21 protein-coding genes are annotated in these 24,461 nt (G+C 71.5%); 9 read left to right on the top strand and 12 right to left on the bottom strand.

All coding sequences use genetic code 11. The features are described from left to right. Positions 1-132 precede the first annotated feature (132 nt). From Aco04nite_RS39320 to yidD, 5 genes are all read right to left on the bottom strand, one after another. Positions 133-2,454, bottom strand: a complete 2,322-nt coding sequence (locus Aco04nite_RS39320) for a putative bifunctional diguanylate cyclase/phosphodiesterase (RefSeq protein WP_244876635.1) — start codon at positions 2,452-2,454, stop codon at positions 133-135. Between the two features lie 129 nt (positions 2,455-2,583). After that, the gene (locus tag Aco04nite_RS39315; protein ID WP_203837730.1) at positions 2,584-3,306 is read right to left on the bottom strand and encodes a PP2C family protein-serine/threonine phosphatase; all 723 of its coding nucleotides are present in this window, start codon (positions 3,304-3,306) and stop codon (positions 2,584-2,586) included. A 104-nt stretch (positions 3,307-3,410) separates the two neighbouring features. Next, entirely contained in the window at positions 3,411-4,454 is a 1,044-nt protein-coding gene (locus Aco04nite_RS39310; RefSeq protein ID WP_244876634.1) for a hypothetical protein, read from the bottom strand. Then, positions 4,451-5,605 carry a transporter substrate-binding domain-containing protein gene (locus Aco04nite_RS39305; protein WP_244876633.1) on the bottom strand — a complete coding sequence of 385 codons (1,155 nt, stop codon included), beginning with the start codon at positions 5,603-5,605 and terminating at the stop codon, positions 4,451-4,453. The genes Aco04nite_RS39310 and Aco04nite_RS39305 overlap by 4 nt, the downstream gene beginning before the upstream one ends. Positions 5,606-5,650: 45 nt before the next feature. After that, a complete protein-coding gene (gene yidD, locus Aco04nite_RS39300; protein ID WP_213002319.1) occupies positions 5,651-5,881 on the bottom strand; it encodes a membrane protein insertion efficiency factor YidD in 231 nt (76 codons plus the stop codon). Positions 5,882-5,976: 95 nt separating this feature from the next. On the opposite strand from yidD, the gene Aco04nite_RS39295 reads away from it, so the two are divergent. Continuing rightward, entirely contained in the window at positions 5,977-6,387 is a 411-nt protein-coding gene (locus Aco04nite_RS39295) for a hypothetical protein (RefSeq protein ID WP_213002303.1), read from the top strand. Here the strand turns inward: Aco04nite_RS39295 and treZ are convergent. Genes treZ through glgX form a run of 3 tightly spaced genes read right to left on the bottom strand, consistent with a single transcriptional unit; the run spans position 6,384 to position 12,501 of the window. Continuing rightward, the gene (gene treZ / locus Aco04nite_RS39290) at positions 6,384-8,117 is read right to left on the bottom strand and encodes a malto-oligosyltrehalose trehalohydrolase (RefSeq protein ID WP_213002302.1); all 1,734 of its coding nucleotides are present in this window, start codon (positions 8,115-8,117) and stop codon (positions 6,384-6,386) included. The genes Aco04nite_RS39295 and treZ overlap by 4 nt on opposite strands. 5 nt (positions 8,118-8,122) lie before the next feature. Continuing rightward, entirely contained in the window at positions 8,123-10,390 is a 2,268-nt protein-coding gene (gene treY, locus Aco04nite_RS39285; RefSeq protein WP_213002301.1) for a malto-oligosyltrehalose synthase, read from the bottom strand. Beyond that, positions 10,390-12,501 carry a glycogen debranching protein GlgX gene (gene glgX / locus Aco04nite_RS39280; protein WP_213002300.1) on the bottom strand — a complete coding sequence of 704 codons (2,112 nt, stop codon included), beginning with the start codon at positions 12,499-12,501 and terminating at the stop codon, positions 10,390-10,392. The genes treY and glgX overlap by 1 nt, the downstream gene beginning before the upstream one ends. Before the next feature lie 296 nt (positions 12,502-12,797). On the opposite strand from glgX, the gene Aco04nite_RS39275 reads away from it, so the two are divergent. After that, entirely contained in the window at positions 12,798-14,057 is a 1,260-nt protein-coding gene (locus tag Aco04nite_RS39275; RefSeq protein WP_280519473.1) for a glycosyltransferase family 4 protein, read from the top strand. After that, complete coding sequence (locus Aco04nite_RS49830) at positions 14,054-14,875, top strand: patatin-like phospholipase family protein (RefSeq protein ID WP_213002299.1); 822 nt, start codon at positions 14,054-14,056, stop codon at positions 14,873-14,875. Before Aco04nite_RS39275 ends, Aco04nite_RS49830 begins: the two co-directional genes overlap by 4 nt. Positions 14,876-14,929: 54 nt before the next feature. Here the strand turns inward: Aco04nite_RS49830 and Aco04nite_RS39265 are convergent, their stop codons facing one another. Further along, positions 14,930-15,538 (bottom strand): TetR/AcrR family transcriptional regulator, encoded by a 609-nt coding sequence (locus Aco04nite_RS39265; protein ID WP_213002298.1) that lies wholly within the window; start codon positions 15,536-15,538, stop codon positions 14,930-14,932. A gap of 202 nt (positions 15,539-15,740) precedes the next feature. Here Aco04nite_RS39265 and Aco04nite_RS39260 point away from each other — a divergent pair, with 202 nt between their 5' ends. Further along, complete coding sequence (locus Aco04nite_RS39260; protein WP_213002297.1) at positions 15,741-16,508, top strand: NADPH-dependent F420 reductase; 768 nt, start codon at positions 15,741-15,743, stop codon at positions 16,506-16,508. Positions 16,509-16,539: 31 nt separating this feature from the next. Here Aco04nite_RS39260 and Aco04nite_RS39255 read toward each other — a convergent pair whose 3' ends face one another. From Aco04nite_RS39255 to Aco04nite_RS39245, 3 genes are read right to left on the bottom strand one after another with little or no spacing between them, the layout of a single operon-like run. Next, on the bottom strand, positions 16,540-17,457 hold the full coding sequence (locus tag Aco04nite_RS39255; RefSeq protein ID WP_213002296.1) for a ketopantoate reductase family protein: 918 nt from the start codon (positions 17,455-17,457) through the stop codon (positions 16,540-16,542). Position 17,458: 1 nt separating this feature from the next. Beyond that, positions 17,459-17,716: a UBP-type zinc finger domain-containing protein gene (locus tag Aco04nite_RS39250; protein ID WP_438874980.1), complete on the bottom strand. Its 258-nt coding sequence runs from the start codon at positions 17,714-17,716 to the stop codon at positions 17,459-17,461. A gap of 5 nt (positions 17,717-17,721) precedes the next feature. Then, positions 17,722-19,296 (bottom strand): Na+/H+ antiporter, encoded by a 1,575-nt coding sequence (locus tag Aco04nite_RS39245; RefSeq protein ID WP_213002294.1) that lies wholly within the window; start codon positions 19,294-19,296, stop codon positions 17,722-17,724. 110 nt (positions 19,297-19,406) lie between these two features. On the opposite strand from Aco04nite_RS39245, the gene Aco04nite_RS39240 reads away from it, so the two are divergent. The 5 genes from Aco04nite_RS39240 to Aco04nite_RS39220 are packed head-to-tail and all read left to right on the top strand — an operon-like array spanning position 19,407 to position 24,430. Further along, on the top strand, positions 19,407-20,420 hold the full coding sequence (locus Aco04nite_RS39240; RefSeq protein ID WP_213002293.1) for a 3-oxoacyl-ACP synthase III family protein: 1,014 nt from the start codon (positions 19,407-19,409) through the stop codon (positions 20,418-20,420). Further along, positions 20,417-21,148, top strand: a complete 732-nt coding sequence (locus Aco04nite_RS39235) for a glycosyltransferase family 2 protein (RefSeq protein ID WP_213002292.1) — start codon at positions 20,417-20,419, stop codon at positions 21,146-21,148. The genes Aco04nite_RS39240 and Aco04nite_RS39235 overlap by 4 nt, the downstream gene beginning before the upstream one ends. Next, complete coding sequence (locus Aco04nite_RS39230; protein WP_213002291.1) at positions 21,145-22,581, top strand: class I adenylate-forming enzyme family protein; 1,437 nt, start codon at positions 21,145-21,147, stop codon at positions 22,579-22,581. The genes Aco04nite_RS39235 and Aco04nite_RS39230 overlap by 4 nt, the downstream gene beginning before the upstream one ends. Further along, positions 22,578-23,312 (top strand): glycosyltransferase family 2 protein, encoded by a 735-nt coding sequence (locus Aco04nite_RS39225; protein WP_213002290.1) that lies wholly within the window; start codon positions 22,578-22,580, stop codon positions 23,310-23,312. The genes Aco04nite_RS39230 and Aco04nite_RS39225 overlap by 4 nt, the downstream gene beginning before the upstream one ends. After that, a complete protein-coding gene (locus Aco04nite_RS39220) occupies positions 23,309-24,430 on the top strand; it encodes a cytochrome P450 (RefSeq protein WP_213002289.1) in 1,122 nt (373 codons plus the stop codon). The genes Aco04nite_RS39225 and Aco04nite_RS39220 overlap by 4 nt, the downstream gene beginning before the upstream one ends. Positions 24,431-24,461 lie beyond the last annotated feature (31 nt).

Below are 24,461 nucleotides of genomic sequence, written 5' to 3'. Positions count from 1 at the left end.
CCAGCCAGGACCGGGCCAGCCGGAACCGGGCCAGCCGGAACCGAGCTCGGCTGAGCGGGGTGGCCAGCTGAGCGGGATGGCGGCTGAGCGGGATGGCGGCTCAGGTGGGCGGCCGCTGAGCGGGGTGGCGGCTCAGGTGGGTAGGCGGGCGGCGGTGGCGGGGCCGGGCTGGGTGGGGATCAGGGCGGCGAGGCGGTGGACCGGGACCGGTTGGCCGAACAGGTAGCCCTGGCCGAGGTCGCAGCCCAGTGCAGCGAGGGCCTGGGCCCGCGCCGGCGTCTCGATGCCCTCAGCGACGACGACGATGTCGAGGTCCCCGCAGATTCGCACGACCGAGCGGCACAACGCGGCAGCCCGCTCCGGGGCGACGTCCACATCGGTCAGTGAGGAGTCGAGTTTTGCGATGTCGACCGGTAGCGAGTGCAGTTGGGCGAGGGCGTTGAAGCCGCTGCCGAAGTCGTCCAGCGCGATCCGGATGCCCTGTCGGCGCAGGGTTTCGGCGACCTCGACCGCGCGGGGCAAATCGGGGATGCGGCGGGTCTCGGTGATCTCCACGACGAGGCGGGAGGCGGGGACGCCGTGCCGGGCCAGGGCGTCGAAGATTCCCTCGGCCAGGCCCTGCTGGCCGAGCCGGGCGGCCGAGACGTTCACGTGGACGTCGATCGGGCGACCGTAGGTCTCGGCCAGGGCCGTCGCGTCGGCGCAGGCGCGGTCCAGCACGAAGTCGTCGATCGCCGCGACCAGGCCGGTGCGTTCGGCGACCGTGACGAAGACGTCCGGGTCGACCGGGCCGGCCACCGGGTCGGTCCAGCGGGCCAGCGCCTCGACCGCGACGACGCCACCGTCGGCGAAGCTCACGATCGGCTGGTAGTGGACCGCGAAGCCGTAGTCGGTCGGTGTCTCGGCGAGTGCGCGCATGAGCAGGTGCGGCAGGTCGGCGTTGAGCCCGCCGTCGCCGGTGCCCGAATAGCGGACCAGGCCGTTCTTGCCGCGGCGCTTGCTGGCGTACATGGCGGCGTCCGCGCGGCGCAGCAGGATGTCGGCGGAGATCTCGGTGTCGCCCGGGTCGGGCAGGACCAGGCCGAGGCTGGCGCTGATGGCGACGGTGTGCCCGTCGATCACGAACGGCTCGCGCAGCGCGGCGAGGATGGCGTGCGCGATCGGGTCGGCGTCGTCGACCCGCTTCTCCAGCAGCACCGCGAACTCGTCACCGCCGAGCCGGGCCACCAGGTCGTCGCCGCCGACGCAGCCGACGAGCCGGTCGCCGATCGCGCGCAGCAGCCGGTCGCCCATCGCGTGGCCGAAGCTGTCGTTGATCAGCTTGAAGTCGTCGAGGTCGGCGAAGACCAGCGCCACCCGCACCCCGCGCCGGCGGTAGGCGTCGAGCGCCAGCACCATCCGCTCGCGGAACAGCGCCCGGTTGGCCAGGCCGGTCAGCGGATCGTGGTAGGCCTGATGGTGCAGCCGCGCCTGGCCCTCGGAGACCCGGGCGAGCAGCATCGTGTTGTCGACGATGGTGAACATCTGCCGCGCCACCACGAGACCCAGACCGAGCCAACCCAGATACGCCTCGTACGACGTGAGCTGCCCACCCGCCCCCGTCCGCACCCCGATCACGACGCCGGTCGCGATCACCGGCACGTACGGCAGGATCAGGTGCAGCCAGTCGGATTCGGGTGCCCTGACCACGGGCAGCGCCGCCGGCGCGGGGTTGGTCGTCGCCGCGATCGCGAGCAGAGCCGGGCCGAGCAGATATCCGGCCGCCCCGACCGGGCCCAGCACCCCGCCGCCGAGGTGGAGCAGCCGGACCGCGTCGGAGCACCCGAAGGCGAGGACCCCGGCGACCACCAGCCACAGCGTGCCGCGGGCCGGTCCCCACATCGGGCGCATGAGCAGCAGCAGGACTGCCATGACGACGAGCAGCAGATCCGCGACCGGGTACGCCGCGGCGACGCCGGCCGCCCACGGATCGCGCACCAGCTCGTCGAAGATCCGGGCGGGCAACGCGGACCAGGCCAGCGCCACCAGCGACCCGGTGATCAGGAAGCTGTCGATGACCAGCACGACGTTGTCGCGGGGCAGCGACGCGCGCGCCGCCCGCGGCAGCCACGCCGACATCGCCAGCAGGCTCAGGAACACGCACACCGGCAGCACGACGAAGCCGATGTCCGCGACCCCGGCCACCGCGGCCCGCTGCGGCTCGAGGACGTCGCGCACGATCCACCACAGCCGGCACACCGCCCACCCGGCGAGACCGACGCCGAGCACGAGCCGCCAGCGCGCCCGCAGCCCGGTGTGATCGCGGGCCGCCGCGAAACAGGCGAACGCCGCGAGCACGCCCGCGGCGAACTGCGCGGCGTCGTCGTAGAGCCGCTGACCCGCACCGGCCGGGACGACGAGGACCCCGGCGGCCGTCACGAGGGCCGCAACGATGACGGCAAGCGTCAGCGTCACGGGAGCTCGTCCGGACAGCCGTCCCGTAGTCATCACCACCCACGCACGGTTTCGCAGTTCAGGATGCGCAGTAAGGTACCGCAGCCCGCGCCGCCGTAAGCACCCCGTGCCGGAGGGCTCACGACGTGCTCAGTCCCGCAGGGTCAGATCGGCGACGATCACCGTGATGTTGTCCGGGCCGCCGCCCTGCAGCGCGAGGTCGATCAGCCGCTCGGCGCAGGCCCGCGGGTCGGGGATGGCGAGCATCTCCGCCTCGATGTGCTCCGCCGAGACGACACCGGTCAGCCCGTCGCTGCAGAGCAGCCAGCGGTCGCCCTCCTCGGGCTCCACGATGACGTACGACGGGCTCACCGGCTCGCCCTGCAACGCCTGGGTGACGACGGCGCGCCGGGGATGGCTGCCGGCCTCCTCGGGGCGGATCAGGCCCTGGTCGACGAGCATCTGGACGTACGTGTCGTCCTTGGTGAGCTGGTTGAGGCGGCCGTCGCGCAACAGGTAGGCGCGGCTGTCACCGACGTGCGCGAGCGCGGCGCGATCCTCGGAGAAGATCACGGCGGTCAGCGTGGTGCCCATGCCCTGCAGGGCCTGGTCGCCCGCGACGACCTCGGCGATCCGCCCGTTGGCGACCTCCAGCCCCTTGTGCAGGGCATCCATCTGATGCTCGTTGTCGATCGGCACGTCGAGCGATGCCATGGCCTCGATGGCGGTGCGGCTCGCGACGTCTCCGGCGGCCATGCCGCCCATCCCGTCGGCGACGACCAGCAACCGGTCTCCGGCGTAGTGACAGTCCTGGTTGTTGCTGCGCACGTGGCCTCTATCGGTGACGGCCGCCCACCGCAGGTGCAAGGTCATGGCGTGCAGCCTGCCAGGTCGGCTCCACCCTGTCTGCACGCGGTCTGCGGCGCGCCGCAACAAAGCCCCGTCACCTGCGCAAAAAGGATACTCATCGCGGAAATTCAGTCTTGGAGTGGCCGGCCGAGGCACCGCGGGTCCACCTCGCCGGTGACGGGACGGGTCGGCGCGGCCCACTCCAGCGCCGATTCGTCGATCGCCCAGCCACGTACGGTGATCCGGCTGTGCTGCGGTCGTACGGGTTCCGGGCACAGGGTCTTGGACCGCACGAGACCGTTCGCGATGAAGACGACGTCGCCGCCGCGTTGCAGCACGGTGGTGGCCGTGTCGTCGACGGTGATCAGCTGCCCGCGTACCACCCTTGCCGGTGTGCCCTGCTCTTGAACCTCGACCGCGCTGTTGGGCAGCACCGGCGCACGCAGGAAGACCGCGCCCACCACGATCGGCGCCACCACGGTCGCGGCGACCGCGGGCCAGTGGGTCGCGAGCCGCGCCGCCCGCGGCGGGACCGGACCGGTCAGCAGCCACCCCAGCAGCGGTGGCACGAGCAGCAGCAGCGCCGTGCCGGTCTCTCCCGCCCGGAACGCACCGCGGATGCCGGGCCACACCCAGAGCAGCTCGAGCAGCCCGAGCACGACCGGCACCACGAGCGTGGCCACGACCAGCATCCGGCGCTCGCCGGGATAGCGCTGCACGGCGGTCAGCCCGAGGATCGCGACGATGAGCATCAGCAGGGTCGGCAGCATCCGCATCTGCCACGTGAAGCCGGCGAGACCCGCGGCCAGCACGACCACCCAGTCGGGCATCCGCAGGGCCGTGAGCGCGAGCAGGGACCGCCGGGCGGCCTCGTTCTGATCGGGCGAGCTGATGAGCAGAATGCCGCCGAGCGTCCGCAGCACGAGCACCACCGCCGGCACGGTCCAGATCAGCGTGATGATCAGGGCGCTGATCATGCCGAGCGGGCTGATGTACTGCACCAGCAGCAGCATCGTGGGCAGATCCTGACGGCTGAGATACCAGAGCCGCAGCACGAGCAGCACCAGCGGGAACGCCGGCAGCGCGGTGAGCAGCCAGTTCAGCTGGCCCCGCCGCAGCCGCGGGCGCCGGTCGACGATCAGCGTCCGCGGGGGCATCATCTCGGGGGTCATCGGGTCGGGTCCTCCCACGGCAGCTCCCGCACCTTCGGCCGCGGCGTGAACGGCTGCTCCGTCAGTGCCAGCGGGGTGATCGTGCTGGTGTCGGCGCCGGTCCCGATGTTGCGCTGCAACGGGGCCTCCTCGGCGATCGTGTCGGCGTAGGCCTCCTCCCACCGCGAGTCCCCGGGGTCGGCGTACGACCGGTAGAGGGTGATGTTGACCAGGTCCTTCAGGGCCTCGTTCGCGCCGACGCTGACGCCCCACGCCTCGGTCACGTCCAGCCCGAGATCCCAGTGGTCGTACTTCGCCTGGTTGAGGGCCTTGAAGCCGCCGAGGATCGCGGCGTCGGTGGTGATCGCGTCGACGGTCCCGTTGTCGAGGAGGGCAAAACACTCGGAGACCCGGTTGCGTCGGACGAGCGTGGCGCCGGCCTTCTCGGCCTGGCTGGCGCTGGTGGAGGCGGAGAGGGTGCAGACCTTCTGGCCCCGGAACTCCTCGAGGCTGGCCACTTTGCGGTGCCCGTGCAGGGTGATCACCGACTGCTCGGTGTGCAGGTACGAATCGGAGAACATGACGTTGGGCATGTCCTCGCGCTCCTTGGTGATGCTGTAACTCGCGATCACCATCTTCACCGGCACCGGCTCGTTCTTCAGGTCGACCGCCTCCATCCGCGCCCGGTCCTCGCTCTCGATGCCGTAGAACTGCACCTCCTGGCGGCGGAACCCGAGATCTTCGGCGATCATGTAGGCGATGTCGATGTCGAAACCGCTCCACACGCCCGTTCCCGGGTCCCGGTAGGCCACGCCGGGCTGGTCGTCCTTGACGCCGATCGGAAGCGTCAGCCACTCGTCCACCCCGGCCGCGCGGCGCAGGTCCTCGACGGACGGTGCACCCACGTGGAAGAGCCGCACCCACGAGAACCCGAGCACGAGGACGAGCACCACCCCGATCGCCGCGAGTCGCCACGGCGCCAGCGAGGCACCGAACTCACGGGCGGTCAGCTCCCGCCGGGTGAAGGAGCGCTGCAGCCCCTCCAGCGCCCGCCTGCCGCGCCGCACCCGGGCGGTAGCGGGCAGCCCGGACGCCACCCGTTGCCGTGGCGGGCGGCGCAGCACCACCTTGCGCACCCGGATCGGCTCCTGCTCGTCATCCCTGGTCGGCACCGCGCCCCCGTCCCGTGTCGAAGCGACCATCCTCCTGGAGAAATGTCACGGAACCGGGTCCGCCGTCCCGAACGGGACACCCGGCCGACACCGGATCAGCCGTCCGGCCGTCAGCCGCAGGCCCTTACGGCTGCCGTGCCGGCCGACGGCCTCGAGCCCGTAGGCACTGCACGTCGGCGTGAACCGGCACCGCGTGGGCAGGCGCGGCGAGATCCTGCGATAGACACGGATCACCGTCAGCACCGCCCGGTCGCTCGACTCCCCCATGCCGCCCATCGTGGCGCATGGGTGCGACAAGTTCGGGTACCCGCCAGCCATGAGGGTCGGGCGAGCTCTACTCCAGTGCCGGTCAGGGGCGGTGGTCGCGGCACGTGGCGGTGCTACGGCGGGACTTCGGCGGGACCTGCGGGACGATCACCGCGTACCGAACAGGCAGTGGCCAGAAGGTCCATCTCAGCGTGAGCGGCGATCCGACCTCGACACCCCTGGGGCGTACGTTCGATTCCGTCATCGCCGCAGCGGAGAGTGACAACGCCCGGCTGCTGCTGCGCGACGGAGCCGGGGCCCCGATCGGCCGGGTGCGCTTCGGACAGCTCACGCCCATGACGACCGACGCGGCGCCGGCGTTCGACCCGATCCGCAACGCCCCACGTGACCTGCACCCGAGCGGAACCATCCACGGCACCCGCGCGTTCGCCTACCGCCTCGGCCAGCGGTGGCGTGGTGCGCGCCCGGCGAACCCCGATCCGGGGGCCGTGACGCGCACCGCCACCCTCAGTTAGCGGGCGTAGAGGACCACGGCTGTCTCGGGCGGGAGCTCGACACGGTCGCGTTGCAGGACGACGCCCGGCTCGGTGGCCAGGAGCACCTTGGTCGGGACCGAGCGCAGGCTCACCGTCTGCGGCACCGGGGCAAGGTTCGCTGCCACGATGCAGCGGCCGCGGCGCATCACGACGTACTGGTCGCCGTGCCAGACCTCGATCTTGTCCAGTCTCGGGTCGGAGAGCTCGGCGTGCTCGCGGCGCAGGGCGATCAGCCGCTTGTGCAGTTCGAGGATCTCCGCGTGGCCGGGCTTCCCGGGCTCGGACCAGTCGAGCTTGGAGCGCTCGAACGTTGCGGGGTCCTGCGGGTCCGGGACCTCGGCCTCGGCCCAGCCGTGCGAGCCGAACTCGCGGCGCCGGCCCGTGCGGACCGCCTCGGCGAGCTCGGGCTCGGGGTGGCTGGTGAAGAACTGCCAGGGGCTGCTCGCCGCCCATTCCTCGCCCATGAACAGCATCGGCGTGAACGGCGCGGTGAACAGCAGGGTCGCGCCGACCTTCAGCAGGCCCGGGGAGAGGGTCGCCGAGATCCGGTCGCCGATCGCGCGGTTACCGATCTGATCATGATTCTGCAGGTACGCGACAAAGCGGTGACCCGGCACCCGCGTGCGGTCGACGGGGCGGCCGTGGTGGCGCCGCCGGAACGAGGACCACGTGTTCGCGTGGAAGAAGGCGCCGGTCAGCACCGTCTCCAGGCAGTCGAGCGAGCCGAAGTCGCCGTAGTAGCCCTGCCGCTCGCCGGTGAGCAACGTGTGCAGCGCGTGGTGCACGTCGTCGTCCCACTGCGCCTGCAGGCCGGTGCCGCCGGCCTCGCGCGGGGTGATCAGCGTCGGGTCGTTCAGGTCGGACTCGGCGATCAGCGAGAGCGGCCGGCCCAGGTGCGTCGACAGGCTCTCCACCTCGATCGCGAGCTGCTCGAGCAGGTGCACGGCGTTGTGATCGACCAGTGCGTGCACGGCGTCGAGCCGCAGGCCGTCCACGTGGTAGTCCCGCAGCCAGGCGAGCACGCTGTCGGTGATGTAGCGGCGGACCTCGTCGGAGTCGGGGCCGTCGAGGTTGACCGAGGCGCCCCACGGGTTGGCGCCGGCGAAACTGAGGTAGGGCGCGAACATCGGGGCGTACGCGCCGGACGGGCCGAAGTGGTTGTAGACCACGTCCAGCACCACGCCGAGGCCCTTGCTGTGGGCCGCGTCGACGAACCGCTTCAGGCCGTCGGGGCCGCCGTAGAACTCGTGCGGCGCGAACCAGCACACGCCGTCGTAGCCCCAGTTGTACTCGCCGTTGAACGCGTTGACCGGGAGCAGCTCCACGAGGTCCACACCGAGCTCGACGAGATGATCGAGGCGTTCGATGGCCGCGTCGAACGTACCTTCCGGGGTGAAGGTGCCGACGTGCAGCTCGTAGAGGACGGAACCCGGAAGCTGACGTCCGGTCCAAGCGCCGTCCGACCACGTGAAAGCCGCATGGTCGTACACCCGGCTGGGGCCGTGCACCCCGTCAGGCTGCCACCTGGAACGCGGGTCGGGAAGCGGACTGTCGTGTTCTGGCAGCACGTAGGAATAGTCGGTGCCCGGCCCGGCCCCGGGCACGTCGAGGCGCCACCAGCCGTCGTCGCCGCGCTCCATCACGCGATCATCCCCGTCGATGCGTAGGGCGACGGTCTTCTCGGGAACCCAAACCTCGAAGAAGGTCATCTTCTTTACCCCTTCACCAGCAGGGCCACCGGGTACGTGTGCAAGAGATCGGCCACGGCCAGCTGACTGCCGCCGTAGCTGGTGTTCGTGAAGACTTCCGTCCACGTGTTGCCGTCGAGTGACAGCGTGGTGTCGTGCCAGCCGCCGTGCCGTGACAATCCGACCGGCAGCCGGGTGGCAACAGCAACCACTCCACCGCGGTCGTACGCGAGGACGTGCTCGGCGACCCGTCCCTCGGCGAAGATCGGGCGGTACGAGGCGAACAGCTCCGGACGCTGCCGGCGCAGCCGCAGGATCCGGCTGGTGACCAGCAGCTTCGCCGCGCCGCTCTCGTCGACCGGTGGCTGCCACCCGTCGTCGACCCGGGCCAGCAGCTCGCGGCGCAGTGCGAAGTCGACCGGCCGCCGGTTGTCCGGGTCGACCAGCGACAGGTCCCAGAGCTCGGTGCCCTGGTAGACGTCGGGCACGCCGGGCGAGGTCAGCTGCACCAGCTTCTGCCCCAGCGAATTGGACCAGCCGGGCCGGGTGATCGAGCCCGCGAACTCCGCGACCTCGCTGTTGAGCGCCGGGTCGTCGTAGATCGCGTCGACCATGCGGCGCAGCGCCGACTCGAACTGCTCGTTCGGCCTGGTCCAGGTGGTGCCGACCCCACCCTCACGAGCGGACTTCAGCGCGTACGCCTGAAGTCGCTCTCTCTCGATCGGCCACGCACCCACCGCGGCCTGCCATACGAGGTGGGCCAGGGCCGGATCGGGCAGCGGGTTGACCCGCACCCAGCGGCGCACGACCTCGGTCCAGTCACCGGGCAGCTCGGCGAGCACGGCGAGCCGGGCCCGGACGTCCTCGCTGCGCTTGGTGTCGTGCGTCGACAGCGACGTCATGCTCTGCGGCCAGTGCCGCTGCCGTTCGGTGGCCTTGTCGTGGAACTCGTCGGGCGTGACGCCGAACTCCGACGGGTCGTTGCCGACCTCGTTGCGGGCGGTGAACCGGGTCCAGCGGTAGAACGCGGTGTCCTCGACGCCCTTGGCCATCACCGCGCCCGTGTACTGCTGGAAGCGGATCGCCAGCTCGTCCTGCGGGTTGCGCAGCCGAGCGGTGAGCTGGTCGAGCACCGGGATCAGCCCCGGGCGCCGGCGCCCGGCCTCCGAACGGGCTTTGGCGAGGTGCCGGGCACCGTACGGCAGGTAGGAGCGGTAGACCGGGAAGCAGGCGGCGAGCTCGGCCAGGGCGCGCGGCGCCGCCTCGATCTCGGGCACGAGCCGGCACATCCGGGCCAGTTCGGCGGCGAGCGCCGTGGTGGCCAGCGTGTACTTCGTCTCGTGGACGAGGTCCTGCCAACTGGTCTCGGCGCCGGTCAGGTGGCGGTCGAGGGTGTCGAAGAACGCCTCGGTGGTGGAGTCGACGAAGACCCCGCAGATCTCGGCGAGCGCGTCGTATCCGGTGGTCCCCGCGACCGGCCAGTCCGGCATCTCCTCGCCCGGCTCCAGGATCTTCTCCACCACGAGCCACGCGTCCGGCGCCGCCTCGTGCAGCCGGGTCAGATACTCACCCGGGTCACGCAGGCCGTCCGGGTGGTCGACGCGGATGCCCTGGACCGCGCCCTCGGCGTACCACCTGAGGATCTCGCGATGGGTGGCCTCGAAGACCTCGGGGTCCTCGACGCGCAACCCGGCGAGCTCGACGATGGCGAAGAACCGGCGGTAGTTGAGCTCCGCGTCGCCTCGGGTCCAGTTGACCAGCTCGTAGTGCTGCCGGTCGTGGACCTCCTGCGGGGTGCCCTCGCCGGTGCCGTCGGCGATCGGGTAACGCTTGTCGTAGTAGTGCAGCTCACCGTCCTCGACCCGGAGCTGGTCGAGGGCATCCGGCTCGTCGGCGAGCACCGGCAGCAGGAGCCGGCCGCGGGACCAGTCGATGTCGTAGAACTTCGCGTACTGCGACGACTCGCCGTTCCTCAGGACGTCCCACCACGTCGGGTTCGCGGCCGGCACGCCCACCCCGGCGTGGTTGGGCACGATGTCGACGACCAGCCCCAGCCCCGCCGCGTCCAGTGCCGCCCGCAGGGCCAGCCGGCCCTCCTCGCCACCGATCGCCGGGCTGACCCGGGTGTGGTCGACGACGTCGTAGCCGTGCTCGGAGCCCGGCGCGGCGGTGAGCAGCGGGGCTGTGTAGAGGTGACTGACGCCCAGATCGGCGAGGTAGTCGGCGAGCTCCGCGGTGGCCTTGAGGGGGAAATCAGGGCGGACCTGAACACGATAGGTACCGGAGGGGGGCATTAAACCGTCCTGTCCAACACGATGAGCGAGCGGTCGGGCACGAGGATCGAGGAGCCTGCCTCGACGACGTTGGGAAGGTCGGGCGACGGTTCGGCCGTCTCGATGACCTTCTCCCACTTCTCGCCGTACTCCGACGGCGGCGTGGAGAACTCGATGGGCGCGTCGTGGGCGTTGAAGAACAGCAGGAACGAGCTGTCCACGTGGCGCTGGCCGTACTGACCGCGCTCGCGGATGCCCTCGCCGTTCACGAACAGCGCCACCGCCCGGCCGAAGTCGTTGCCCCAGTCGTCGCCGGCCATCTGCCGGCCGTCCGGGGTGAACCATTCGAGGTCGGGCAGTGGGTCGCCGCCGCCACGCGCGGTGACCGGCAGGCCGGTGAAGAACCGCCGGCGCTGGAACACCTGGTGCCGGTGGCGGAACGCGGTCAGCTTGCGGGTGAACTCGAGCAGCGACTCGTCGGCGTTCTCCCAGTCGATCCAGCTGATCTCGTCGTCCTGGCAGTACGCGTTGTTGTTGCCCTGCTGGGTGCGGCCCAGCTCGTCGCCGTGCGAGATCATCGGCACGCCCTGGCTCAGCATCAGCGTGGCCAGGAAATTGCGCTTCTGACGGGCTCGCAGCGTCAGGACCGCCTTGTCGTCGGTCGGGCCCTCCGTGCCGGAATTCCAGGAGCGGTTGTGGCTCTCGCCGTCCCTGTTCTCCTCGTGGTTGGCCTCGTTGTGCTTGTCGTTGTACGAGACCAGGTCGTTGAGGGTGAACCCGTCGTGCGCGGTGACGAAGTTGATCGAGTGGAACGGTTTGCGGCCGTCGTCCTGGTAGAGGTCGGCGGAGCCGGTGATCCGGCTCGCGAACTCGGCGAGGGTCGCGGGCTCGCCACGCCAGAAGTCGCGGACCGTGTCGCGGTACTTGCCGTTCCACTCGGTCCAGTTGGGCGGGAAGTTGCCGACCTGGTAGCCGCCCGGGCCGACGTCCCACGGCTCGGCGATCAGCTTCACCTGCCCGACGACCGGGTCCTGCTGCACGACCTCGAAGAACGTGGAGAGCCGGTCGACGTCGTAGAACTCGCGGGCCAGCGTGGACGCCAGGTCGAAGCGGAAACCGTCGACGTGCATCTCGGTGACCCAGTAGCGCAGCGAATCCATGATCAGCTGGAGGCTCTGCGGGCTGCGCACGTTGAGGCTGTTACCCGTACCCGTGTAGTCCATGTAGAAGTTGGGCTGGTCATCCACGAGCCGGTAGTAGGTCCGGTTGTCGATGCCCTTGAGGCTCATCGTCGGGCCCAGGTGATTGCCCTCCGCCGTGTGGTTGTAGACGACGTCGAGGATCACCTCCATGCCGGCCGCGTGCAGCGCCTTGACCATGCCGCGGAACTCCTGGGTCTGCTGACCGAGCGAGCCCATCGCGGAATAGCCGTGGTACGGCGCGAAGAAGCCCAGCGTGTTGTAGCCCCAGTAGTTGCGCAGGCCCAGGTCGGCGAGGCGGTTGTCGTGCACGAACTGGTGCACCGGCATCAGCTCGACCGCGGTCACGCCCAGCTTCGCGAGGTGGTCGATCACCGCGGGATGACCGATCGCGGCGTACGTCCCGCGCATGTCCCGGGGCACCTCGGGGTGACGCTCGGTCAGACCCTTGACATGCGTCTCGTAGATCACCGAGTGGTGGTACGGGATGTCCGGGCGGCGGTCGTTGCCCCAGTCGAAGTACGGGTTGACCACCACGCCCTTCGCCATGTGCTGCGCCGAGTCCAGGTCGGACATCTCGTCGGGGTTGTCGAAGTCGTACGCGTACAGCGACGGGTGCCAGTCGATGTCCGAGTCGACCGCCCGCGCGTACGGGTCGAGCAGGAGTTTGTGCGGGTTGCACCGCAACCCCCGCGACGGGTCGTAGGGCCCGTAGACGCGGTAGCCGTACCGCTGACCGGGCTCCACCCCGGGCAGGTATGCGTGCCAGACGAACGCGTCCTGCTCGTGCAGCTGGACCTTGCGCTCGTTGCCGGACGCGTCGAACAGGCACAGCTCCACGGCTTCGGCGATCTCCGAGAAGATCGCGAAGTTGGTGCCCGTACCGTCGTATGTCGCGCCCAGTGGATACCGGTGACCCGGCCACACCTGCATCTGTTGCTCCCACCCTCGACCGTCTCTGCTCGCGGTCGCGAGGAAATCTCGGGGCCGCGGGCGGGCCACTCGTGCCCCGCCGCGCTCCGGGTTAATCCTGTGCGGCCGCGTCAGCGGTCATTCTCACCGATGGGGCTGATAACGTCTCCGCGACGGTCCGGTTACCAGCGGATAGTTATCGCAACCTGGACAGATAGATTGTGGCCGTCATCACATCGGGCGAAGGTTTGGCGGTAACCATATTGAGTAAACAGGGTGGTGTGCCCCTGAACCCCCGCTCCCTCGCCCGAGGTGGCATGCGTCGCATCCTGATGCTGAGCTGGGGATACCCGCCGCTGCTCGACAGCGGCCCGGGCCGTCATGTGTACGCCCTGGCGACCGCGCTCGTCGCGGCCGGCCATGAGGTAACCGTCGTCACCCGGCACACCGAAGGCACCCCCCGGGAGGAGTACGCCGACGGCGTACACATTGTCCGCGCACCGCACGACGCGCCGGAGCATGCCGACCTGGTGGGCTGGATCACCGCGTTCAACCACTCCCTGACCCGGTCGGCCCTGCGCGCCGCCCGCACGGGTGGTTACGACGTGGTGCACGCCCACGACTGGCTCGTGGCCCACGCCGCGATGACCCTGCGCGAGCACCTCGACGTGCCGCTGGTCGCCACGCTGCACTCCACTGAGTCCGGTCGTTACGAGGGTCAGCTCCCCGAGGAGTACCACCACACGATCGACGACATCGAGCGCTGGCTGGCGACCGAGGCCGACCGCATCATCGCGTGCTCCGACTCCATGCGCCGCGAGGTCACCAGCCTGTTCGACGTCCCCGCGGCGAAGGTCGACGTGATCCGCGACGGCGTGGACATGCTCCGCTGGTACGCCCGTCCCCGCGAGATCGCCACCGCCCGGCGCGACCACGCCGGCACCGGCCCCCTGATCACGTTCGCCGGTCGCCTGGTCGCCGAGAAAGGTGCACAGGATCTGCTCGCCGCGCTCCCCGGGCTCACCCGCGAGTTCCCCGGCCTGCGCCTCGTGATCGCCGGCGACGGCCCGCTCCGCCCGGAGCTGGAGTCCCTGGCCGGCCCCGAGGTGACCTTCACCGGCCAGCTCGACGGTCACGACCTCGCCGGGCTGATGGGCGCGTCCGACTGCCACGTGATCCCCAGCACCTACGAGCCCTCCGGCATGATGGCCCTGAAAGCCGCCGCCGCCGGTGCCCCGGTCGCGGTCGCGACCACGGGCGGCCTGGCCGAGGTCATCGAGAACGGCGCCACCGGCGTCACCTTCACCCCGAGCGACCCGCAGTCACTCGCCGCAGCGGTGTCCTCCGTGCTCGCCGACCGCGACTACGCCCGCGCCCTGTCCCGCAGCGCCCGCCGCCGGGTCCGCGAGGACTTCGCCTGGACAACCGCCGCCGCCAAGACCCTCGCCGTGTACGCCTCCGCGGCCCGCACCGCCGAGCACATCGCCCGCGAAGCCGAGCAGGCCCTCGCCGACGGCAGCCTCACCGGGTCCCGCCTGACCGTCATCCCCGGCGACGACCTGTCGCTCTCCGCGTGAAGGCACTGGTCCTCGGCGGCGGTGGCATCACCGGCATCGCCTGGGAGCTAGGCCTCCTCGCAGGCCTGCGCCACCTCGGCACCGACCTCTCCACCGCGGACGTCATCGTCGGCACCTCCGCCGGCGCCTACGTCGGAGCGCTGATCGCCACCGGCATCGACCTGGACGAGGCCATCATCACGGCCTCAGGCATCCGCATCGAGCTCTCCCCCCGCGTCGACCCGGGCTTCATGGGCCGAGCCTTCGCCGCCCTGACCTCCGGCAACCTCACCGCCGCCCAGGGCCGCGCCCACCTCGGCGCCCTAGCCCGCGAAGCACCCCTGGGCGACGACGCCGCCCACGTGGCCCAGTTCGCCGCCCACCTCCCGGTACACACCTGGCCGGTCGAGCCCCGCCTGATCGTCACCGGGGTCGACACCGCCACCGGCGAACTCACCGCCTGGGACGCAACCTCGGGCGTGCCGCTGCCCGCCGCCGTCGCCGCAAGCTGCGCCCTGCCCGGCGTCTTCCCCCCGGTCCACATCGGCGACAACTGGTTCATGGACGGCGGCGTCCGCTCGGTCACCAACACCGACCTCGCCACCGGCGCCGACTCCGTCATCGTGATCACCCCGAGCAGCGGCATGTTCCGCACACCCCCAGCCACCGAACTCGAATCCCTCAACGCCACCCGCAGCCTCCTCATCGCCCCGGACGGCCCCGCCCTCACCGCCATCGGCCCGAACATCCTCGACCCGTCCCGCCTCGCCCCGGCCCTCCAGGCCGGCGCCATCCAGGCCACCACCGTCGCCGAGGCCGTCGCCAAGACCTGGCTCTGAGCCCCGCCTTGCAGGGTGTGAGGCGGCTAGACGCGGTCAGTCGTTGACCGGGTGTCAGTGCTCGGGTAGGGATTCGGTGTTGCGGCTGCTGAGGCCGTCGAGGGAGATGCGCAGCAGGCGGCGCCACTGACCCGGGCGGCTGTCGGCGGTGGTCAGGACGGCCTGACTCAGGGAGCCGCTGAGCAGGAACAGGTCCTCGGTGGTGACGCCGGGGCGCAGAATGCCGGCGTCCACGCAGCGGGTGCGCAGCTCATCGATGATGGAGTAGCAGCGCTGGATGCAGGAGTCGCTGGGGCCACCGGTGGCGGTGAAGCTCTCGACGACGGCGCGGTTGCGTGCCTGGGTGCTGAGCGTCTGCTCGAAGAAGCCGGCAAGTGCCCGCCAGGGATCCTCGGTGGCCATGGCCTGCTGGTGGGCGTCGGTGAGCCAAGCGTTGAACTGCCGCTCCAGGACGGTGGCGAGCAACTCGTCCTTGGTCGGGAAATGGCGGTAGAGCGTGCCCATGCCGACACCGCTGCGCCGGGCGATCTCCCGGACGTCCACGCCGCCGCCGCACTCGGCGAAGACCTCACCGGCAGCCTCGATGATCACCGCCCGGTTGCGCTCGGCGTCGGCGCGACGGCCGGGCCTGGGCGCGGGACTGGGGTGGTCGGCGAGCGTCACGGTGCCCAGCGTACGACATGCACGACCTTCCGGAGCGCTTGCTCCGTTTGTGACTCGCACAACAGGAGCAGACGCTCCGTTTAATGCTAGCTTCAAGCGGAGCACGTGCTCCGCTTGGTCGGGTCGGTGGCCCCTCACGCCATCCTGACCCGGCTTCCGCGCCACCGGCGGACGACCCGTCCGCGAGATGAGGAGACCCTTCATGGCAACACTCGGCATCATCGGCGCCGGCGCCATCGGCACCAGACTCGCCCGGCAGGCAACCGCAGCGGACATCGATGTCGTCCTGGCCAACTCCCGCGGCCCGGAAACCCTCACCGCGACAGTGGCGCAACTCGGCGCACGGGCCCGTGCCGCGACCCCCGAGGCAGCCGCCCAAGCCGGCGACTGGGTGGTGGTGAGCATCCCGCTCGCCGCGTACAAGCACCTCCCCGCCGCCGCACTGGCCGGCAAGGTGGTGCTCGACACGAGCAACTACTACGCGACGCGCGACGGCCACCTCCCCGCCCTCGACGCGGGTGAGATCACCACCAGCGAACTCGTCCAACGGCATCTGGCCGGCGCCAAGCTCGTCAAGGCCTTCAACAACATCAGCGACCACCACATCACGGCCTTGGCGCGCCCGGCCGGCGCGGCCGACCGCACCGCGCTCCCCATCGCAGGCGACGACCCGGAGGCCAAGGCCAGCGCCGCCGAGCTGATCAGCCGGCTCGGGTTCGACACCGTCGACGCCGGTCCCCTGGCCGAAAGCTGGCGCTTCGAACCCGAGACCGACCCCTACACCGTGCCCTACTGCACCGATCCCGACGCGATCAGGGCAGCTTGGGCACAGCTCGCGGAAGCTCTGCGCTCCGGCAACATCCCGCAGCTGCCCGCCCCCGACCCGGGCGCCCCGCTACCCGCGGCCCGGCTGCGCACCCTGCTCGCAGGCACGTCCCGCAAGCTCACCGCCGACCGCATGATCGCCTGACGAACAGCACGACCATCTGCCGGCTCGCCCGTCAGGAGCCCAGGCGTGCCTGATAGACCGCCAGGTTGACCCGCGCGGCGTGGAGCAGGGGCACCGGGACGCCGAGGTTGTCCGCGCGGGTGACCAGGTCGGCCACGATGGTGTCTGCCTCGACGGGAGCGCCGGACACCAGGTCGCGGTACATCGACGTGGTGGTCGGGGAGCCCTTGGCCGTGATCGATGTGCGTAGGAAGGCCTCCTGGGGCGACCGGGAGCGGTGGCCCGCTGCCTCGGCGACGGCCAGGGCCTCGTCCACGACGGCATTGGCTAGGGCGGCGCCGCCGGGAGCCGCCTCGACCTCGCCGATGGTGCCGCGCATCAGGACGTTGACGATGCCTGTGCTGGCGAGGAAGACCCATTTTTCCCACATCTCCTGGACGATGTCGTCCGAGGAGCGGGATTCGAAGTCTGCGCCCGAGAGGGCGTCGGTGACCGCGGCGAGCCGGTTGTCGGTGCCGGCGAGGGGGCCGTAGGTCAGTTTGTGCATGCCGGACATCTGGACGACGTCGCCCTCGTCGTTCAGGGTGCCGGCGATCATGCACACGCCGCCGTACACGTGTGTGGGGCCGAGTGCTTCGAGCAGGGTGTCGATGTGGCGCATGCCGTTGAGCAGCGGGACTACGACCGTTGTGGGGCCGATTGCCGGTTTGAGGTCGGCGAGGGCCTGGTGGAGGGCGAAGCTTTTCACGGCGAGGACGATCAGGTCGTACGGGCCGTCGAGGGTGGGGGCGGTGACCGTGCGGGGGTGGATGGTGGTCTCGCCGGTGGGGGAATGGATGCGCAGGCCGCGGCGGGCGAGGGCCGCGGCGCGGGCCGGGCGGACCAGGAAGGTGATGTCCTTGCCGCGCTCGGCCAGGCGGCCACCGAAGTAGCCGCCTGTCGCGCCCGCGCCGGCGAAGAGGGTTCGCATGTCAGGCGCCCAGCAGGTCGTCCACGAAGCACCACTTCCAGTTCTCGCTCGGTTCGTACGAGCGCATCGCGGGGTGGCCGGTCTCGTCGTGGTGCGCCGACATGTGCCGGCGCGGTGACGAGTCACAGCAGCCGACGTAGCCGCAGTCCAGGCAGAGGCGCAGGTGCACCCAGTCCTGGTGGCCGGCGTGGACGCATTCGGGGCAGCCGCCGCCGTACGGTGCCAGGGGGGTTGGTTCGGTCGCTTCCTTGAGGTGCACGCAGGTCAATCGTCGCTCCGGGTCAGCTGGGACTCTTCCAGGTCTAGCTCGCGCTGGGCGCGGTTGAGCACCTCTTCGGAGATGCGCCCCTCGTTACGGGCGATCTTGAAGACGTGCCGCTCGGCGGTAATCATCTCCCGCCGGAGCCTGCCGTATGCAGCCGACGGGGTCTCCATCTGCTGATTACCCAGCCGTTCCCAGGCTCCGTTGGATCGGCTGTCGGTCAGCGCGCGCAGCCGGTCGACCACCGAACCGGGAGCGCCGTCGGCGTGGGCCTCGAGTCGTTCCCGGGCGGCGCGGCTGGCGGCGTGCTGCACGTTGGCCTCGGCGAGAGCGTCCTCGGTGCTGGTGTCCTCGCTCACACCGAGCCGCCGGGACAGCGCCGGCAGGGTCATGCCCTGCAGCAGCAGTGTCAGCACGATGATCGCGAACGCGACGAAGACGAACAGGTCACGCGGGTAGTCGCCGCCGACCACGTCAGCGCTCGGCGGCAGGGTCAGCGCGGCGGCGAGGGTGACCACGCCGCGCATCCCGGCCCAGGCCAGGACCGTGGGCACGGCGATCGGTGGCCGCTCCTCGTTGGCGCGGATGTGCGGGATGAGCCGGGCCAGATAGGTGGCCGGATACATCCAGACGAACCGGACGGCGACCAGGACCACGAAGACGATGAGGGTGACCCGGACCGTCGTGGCCATGTCGGTCTCGATGTTCTCGATCAGCTCGCGCAACTGCAGGCCGACCAGCAGGAAGACGACGCCCTCCAGCAGGAAGTTGACGAGCTTCCAGACGGCGTCCATCTGCAGCCGGGACGTGGCCGAGAGCAGGTAGGGGATGCGGTGGCCCAGGTAGAGCCCGGCCACCACGACCGCGACGACGCTGGACGACTGCAGCTCCTCGGCGATGATCACGACCACGAACGGCGTGAGCAGCGACACCGCGTCGTCGAGCAGCGGGTCGGTGATCCGTTTGTGCAGCCACGCGGCGCCGACCGCGAGCACGAGGCCGAGCAGCACGCCGACCCCGGCCTTGAGCGCGACCTGCCCGGTGATCTCCCAGAACCCGACCGCCACGCCGGACAGCGCACTGACCGCGATCCGGACCGTGACCAGTGCGGTGGCGTCGTTGAGCAGGCTCTCGCCCTCCAGGATGGTGACCATCCGCCGGGGCAGGCCGATGCGCCGGGCGATCGCTGTCGCCGACACCGCGTCGGGTGGGGCCACGATCGCGCCGAGCGCCACGCAGGCCGCGAACGGCACGTCCGGCAGCAGGGCGTGCATGACGAGCCCGATCACGAACGAGCTCAGCAGCACCAGCCCGACGGCGAGCAGCAGGATCGGGCGCAGCGCACGCCGGAACGCGACCAGGTTGGTCTGCAGGGCTGCCACGTAGAGCAGCGGGGGCAGGATGCCGATCAGCACCAGCTCGGGCTCGAGGTGGACCTCGGGGATACCGGGAACGTACGACAGCGCGAGCCCGCCGACCAGCAGGACCAGGGGCGCGATGAAGCCGAGTCTGCGGGCGAAGGCCGCGCCGAGCACGGATATCGCTACGAGCACGACCGTCTCGACGATGCTTTCCATGCCGCAGAGCTTAGAGAACTCTGAGAACCGCCGCCTGTGGCGCAACCCACCCTCGAAAATAGGTCGCCCTACTCAAGCCATCGGCGCGGCGGTCCAGCAAGCTTTCGGCCATGAACCTGACCGTGCCCAGGGTCGGCATCACCGCCGCCGCGAGCTTCCTGCCCCCGCGGGAGGTGACCACCGACGAGCTCCAGGCCCGGGTGGCGGCCGCGAGCCGGCTGCCGCTGCCCACCGGGATGATGGCCCGGGCGACCGGCATCGAGCGCCGCCGGGTGGCCGCCGATGACGAGTACGCCTCCGGCCTGGCGATCGCCTCCGCCCGTACCGTGCTGGCCGAGGCCGACCTCGACCCGCTCGACATCGACCTGCTGCTCTTCGCCTCCGCCACCCGCGACATGGTCGAGCCGGCCACCGCGCACGTCGTGCAGGCGGCGCTGGGCAGCCGAGCGCATGCCCTCGACGTCACGAACGCCTGCAACAGCTTCCTGAACGGCATCGACCTGGCCCGGGCGATGATCCTGGCCGGGCGGGCGCGGCGGGCGCTGGTCGTCACCGGGGAGACGCCGACGAGGGCGATGCGGCCCCGGCTCGACGGGATGGCCCAGGCCCGGACGGCGCTGGCCGGGTACACGTTCGGGGACGCGGGTGCCGCGGTGCTGGTCGAGCCGGTCGCCACGGGCGGGATCGTGGACGTCGACAGCGAGACGCACTCCGAGCACTGGGCGGTCGGCGGCATCTTCGGCGGCGGCTCCCGGCATCCGCGCGGCGACGAGCACACCTACTTCACCGGCGACGGCGCCAAGCTGAGCGGCGTGTTCGAGAAGATCGGCGCGGGACTGCTGGAACGGGTCGCGCACCGCACCGGCCTGGGCTGGGACGACTACGCGGCCGTGCTCGTACACCAGGTGACCGTGCCTTATCTGCGGCGGTTCGTGGAGATCGTCGGCGTACCGGAGGAGAAGCTGGTGATCACAGTGCCGGAGCTGGGAAATGTGGCCAGCGCCACCCTCGGGGTGCAGCTCGACCGGGTCCGCCCCCGGCTGACCGGCGGCGACAAGGTGCTGATGGTCGGGCTCGGCGGTGGCGTCAGCCTGATGACCATGGTCTGGGAGGTGTCCGCGTGACGGCGCTGTGGGTGATCGTGCCGGCCTACAACGAGGCGGCCCGGATCCGGCAGACCCTCGACGCGCTCGCCGCGCAGACCGACACCGGCTTCGAGCTGCTGGTGGTGGACAACGGCTCGACCGACGGCACGGCGGAGATCGCCCGTGGCTTCTCCGCGCTCTTCCCGACGCACGTCGTGATCGAGCGGGAGAAGGGCGTCGGCTGTGCGGTTGACACCGGATTCCGGTACGCGATGGAGCGCGGGGCGACGCTGCTTGCGCGTACGGATGCCGACTGTCTCCCCCGCCCCGGCTGGCTCGCCGCGGCCCGATCGGAGCTGACCACCGGCGCGGGCCTGGTCTGCGGCCGCATCACCGCCCGCCGCGACGAGCACGGCCTCGCCGGCCGGGCAATGTTCCGGGTACTGGTCGCCCTGGCCGCGTTCTTCGGACGGCTGCGCCCGGCCCACCGGTCCGGGGAGTTCCACGCGCCCTACCGGATGCACGCCGGCAACAACATGGCGATCACCGCCGAGCTCTATCGTGCCTGCGGCGGCATGCCCCGGCGCCCCTCCCCGACCGACCGCACCTTCCTGAACCGGGTACGCCGGACCACCTCGGCGATCCGGCACAGCCGCACGATGGTCGTGGAGAATTCAACCCGCAGGCTCGCCGCGTACGGCATCCGCGGCACCGCCAAGTGGTACCTGGACCGGGGCAGCGGCGCACTGACGGCGGACCCCCGATGATCGGCGAGCTGATCGCCGGCCTGCGCACGGGCGACAATCGGCCGGCCATCATCGCGGGACGGCGCCCGCCTGCTTCCCGCGGCGACCTGGCCGACCTGGTGACCGGGTATGCCGCCGCCCTGCACGCCGAAGGCCTGGCAGCCGGGGACACGGTCGGTTTCGCCGTGCGCCCGGGACCTCGCTCGCTGGCAACGATGCTGGCGGCGTACCACCTGGGTCTGCGGGTCGCCGTGCTGGACCCGACCGCCGGCCCGGACGTTCTCCTGGCCCGCTTGCGGCTCGCCGACCCGAGGCTGGTCCTCGCCGACTCGGCAGCGCAGGCCGTCGCCGGCTGGGCCGCTCCCCTGGCCCGCCGCGCCCGCCTCGCCCTGCCCGACTTCGCGGAGCTGGCCCCGACCCGGACGATCGGCCGCCGCCTGCCCGGCAGCGCGCCCGTCCTCGCACCCGCCGCCGGGCCGCGCCCACCGGGACACGACGGCGACGGGGACGCGGTGATCGTGTTCACGTCGGGAACCACCAGCAGTCCCCGCGCGGTGGTGCACACCAGGGCGAGCATCACCGCCGGGATGCGCGTGGTCCACGACCTCGTCCGCCCCGGCCCCGGTCGCCCGGTGCTCGGTGGCACGTTCTTCGTCCTCGTGCCCTCGCTCGCCGGGGAGGCACCCGTCGCGCTGCCCGCCCGGCGCCCTGCCGCATTGGCCCGGCAGCTCTCCACGCTCAACCCGCAGGCGACCTATCTGACACCGCCGCAGCTGCGGGCCGCCCTCGCCGCCGGTGCCCGCTTCACCGGCCGGGTCTACAGCGGATCCGCACCGGTCAGCGCCACCCTGCTGGAACGGGTCCGGGCGTCCGGCGCCGACCGGGCGTGGGGCGTCTACGCGCTGACCGAGGTCTTCCCCGCCGCAGTCGTGGAAGCCACGGCGAAGTCCGCCTTCACCGGCGACGGCGACCTGGTCGGCGATCTGCTGCCGGGCGTCCGGGCGCGGATCGGCGACGACGGGCAGGTGCAGCTCGCCGGCCCGAACGCCGCGGACCGCTACCTGGGCTCGGCACCCGCGGAATGGATCACCACCGGCGACATCGGGCGTCTCGACGCGGGCCGGCTCGTGCTCGGCGGCCGCGCCAAGGACATGATCCTGCGCGGCGCCGAGAACATCTACCCCGGCCTGTACGAGCCGGCCCTGCACGTCCCTGGCGTCGAACTCGCCGTCATCGTCGGAGTCCCCGCGGGTGACGGCGACGAACGCGTGGTCGCCATCGTGCAACCGGCGGCCGGAGCCGTGCCCGCGCAGGTCCGGGCAGCGTTGCGCGAGCCGCTGCGCAGGATGGGATCGGCCCGCCCCGACGCGGTGCTGCTGGCGGACATCCCGCTGGCCGGCCGCTCCCGCAAACCCGACCGGGCAGCAGCGGCCCGGCTGGCGGCGGGGTCATGAGGCCGCTCGCCGTCATCGTGCCCGCGTTCGACGAGGCCCGGTTGCTGCCGGGCCTGCTCGACGCGCTCGCCGCCCAGACCGACACCGACTTCACCCTGGTCGTCGTGGACAACGCCTCGTCGGACGGCACGGCCAGGATCGCGGCCGGCTTCACCGGCGAGGTCGTTGTGCTCACCGAGCCCGCGCCGGGTGCGGGAACTGCCGCCGACACCGGATTCAGGTACGCACTGGAGCACGGCGCGACGAAGCTTCTGCGTACCGACGCGGACTGTCTCCCTGCCCGCAACTGGGCCGCGACCGGCCGCACCCTGCTGGACCACGTCGACCTGGCCTGCGGCCGCAGCATCCCCCGCAGCGACGAAAATCCCACCTGGGCCCAACGGCACCTCTACCCGGCCGTCGTGCGCGCCGCCGCGCACGCGGGCCGATGGCTGCACCGCGACCCGGCCGCGCGCACGCCGTACGTGCTGATCCACGGTCACAACCTCGCCATCACCGCCGAGCTCTACCACCGCTGCGGCGGCACGCCCCGCGAGGAACTGCGCGCCGGCTCGGAGGACGTCACCCTGCTCAACCGCGCCCGCCGGCACAGTTCCCGGATCGTCCGCGCGGAGAACCTCGTCGTCGAGACCAGCCTGCGCCGCCTGCGCGCCTGGGGCCCCCGCCGGACCCTGCTCTGGAGCTGGGACCGCCGCTACCGCCCCGCCCCGCACCAGGTCCACGTCCGATGAGGGCGTACTCACCGGCCCGCACCCGCGACCGCCGGGTCTACCTGGGCAGCCATCCGGTGCTGTTCGCCCTGCTCGCGGCCACCCGCCGACGACGCGCGCTGCGGCTGGGCGGCACCGTGCTCGTCCATGACCGGGAGGCTTTTGTCGCCGCGCTGACCCGGATCCCGCTGGACCGGACCGCACCGGGCACTACCGGCGGCGCGGCGGGCCGGCTCACCGGCGGCGACCTGCTCTTCGACCAGCAGGGCGACACCCACCGCCGGTCCCGCCGCGACACCGCGGAGCTGCTCGGGGCCGCGGGAGTCGCCCGCCTGCGTCCGATCTGGACCGAGCTGTTCGAGCAACGCCTACGTCCGCTGGCCCACGGCCACCCGTTGGACCTCGTTCCGATCGCCGCGGAGGTCGCCGGAGCCACCGCCACCGCCCTGCTCGAACTCGACATCGACCCGCTGCGACTCGCCGCCGCCACCCAGGAGGCCGCCGCCGCTGCCGCCCGGGCCCACCTTCCCGGCCCCCGAGCACCTGGCACCGGCCGCCGGGCTGAAGAAGCTGCTGCCCGGTTGTCGACGCTGGTTGCGCGCGAGGGCGGGGCGGGGGCCGGGCTTGCGGTGATGCTCGCGGTGGCCGCGATCACGACGACGGTTGCCGCGCTGCCGCGAGCCGCTGCCTGGGCCGCGGATGCAAACCTCTGGGGGTACGCCGACAGCCCCGCCCTCGCCGACGAACTGCTCCGGGTCACCGCGCCCACCCCGCTGCTGCCCCGGGTCGCGGCGGCGGACGGTGAGCTGCCCGGGGGCTGCCCGGTGCGGGCCGGGGATCGGATGTTGCTGGTCGCCCGGCATGCGCTCGACGCACACTGTCGCGATCCCGACCCGGCTCGGCCCGCTTCCGCGCAGATCGCCCAGCTGGCTTTCGGGGTCGGGACGCACGCCTGTCCGGGGGCGCGGCTCGCGCGTACCCAGCTCGGGGATTTCCTGCGGGCTCTGGCGGTCCACGAGCCGCGGGTGGTGCGGGCCCGGGCGGATCGCAAGGCCGCGCTGCCCGCCTGGCGATCGTTGATCATCGAGGCCGGACCCACCCGTGCGGGCGGCCAAGGCTTGAGGGCGGCCAAGGCTTGAGGGCGGGCAGAGCATGAGGACAGCCAGGGCA

The organism is Winogradskya consettensis (assembly GCF_018332715.1).
Classification (GTDB): Bacteria; Actinomycetota; Actinomycetes; order Mycobacteriales; family Micromonosporaceae; genus Actinoplanes; species Actinoplanes consettensis.
Note: the sequence above shows the minus strand (reverse complement) of the source record. Positions and strands in the feature narration are given on the sequence as shown.

Coding starts and splice junctions, on each gene's coding strand:
- Aco04nite_RS39315 (WP_203837730.1), bottom strand. CDS start 3,306: ATGACCTTGCACCTGCGGTGGGCGGCCGTCACCGATAGAGGCCACGTG.
- Aco04nite_RS39310 (WP_244876634.1), bottom strand. CDS start 4,454: ATGACCCCCGAGATGATGCCCCCGCGGACGCTGATCGTCGACCGGCGC.
- yidD (WP_213002319.1), bottom strand. CDS start 5,881: ATGGGCGGCATGGGGGAGTCGAGCGACCGGGCGGTGCTGACGGTGATC.
- treZ (WP_213002302.1), bottom strand. CDS start 8,117: ATGACCTTCTTCGAGGTTTGGGTTCCCGAGAAGACCGTCGCCCTACGC.
- treY (WP_213002301.1), bottom strand. CDS start 10,390: ATGCCCCCCTCCGGTACCTATCGTGTTCAGGTCCGCCCTGATTTCCCC.
- glgX (WP_213002300.1), bottom strand. CDS start 12,501: ATGCAGGTGTGGCCGGGTCACCGGTATCCACTGGGCGCGACATACGAC.
- Aco04nite_RS39275 (WP_280519473.1), top strand. CDS start 12,798: ATGCGTCGCATCCTGATGCTGAGCTGGGGATACCCGCCGCTGCTCGAC.
- Aco04nite_RS39260 (WP_213002297.1), top strand. CDS start 15,741: ATGGCAACACTCGGCATCATCGGCGCCGGCGCCATCGGCACCAGACTC.
- Aco04nite_RS39255 (WP_213002296.1), bottom strand. CDS start 17,457: ATGCGAACCCTCTTCGCCGGCGCGGGCGCGACAGGCGGCTACTTCGGT.
- Aco04nite_RS39245 (WP_213002294.1), bottom strand. CDS start 19,296: ATGGAAAGCATCGTCGAGACGGTCGTGCTCGTAGCGATATCCGTGCTC.
- Aco04nite_RS39240 (WP_213002293.1), top strand. CDS start 19,407: ATGAACCTGACCGTGCCCAGGGTCGGCATCACCGCCGCCGCGAGCTTC.
- Aco04nite_RS39230 (WP_213002291.1), top strand. CDS start 21,145: ATGATCGGCGAGCTGATCGCCGGCCTGCGCACGGGCGACAATCGGCCG.
- Aco04nite_RS39225 (WP_213002290.1), top strand. CDS start 22,578: ATGAGGCCGCTCGCCGTCATCGTGCCCGCGTTCGACGAGGCCCGGTTG.
- Aco04nite_RS39220 (WP_213002289.1), top strand. CDS start 23,309: ATGAGGGCGTACTCACCGGCCCGCACCCGCGACCGCCGGGTCTACCTG.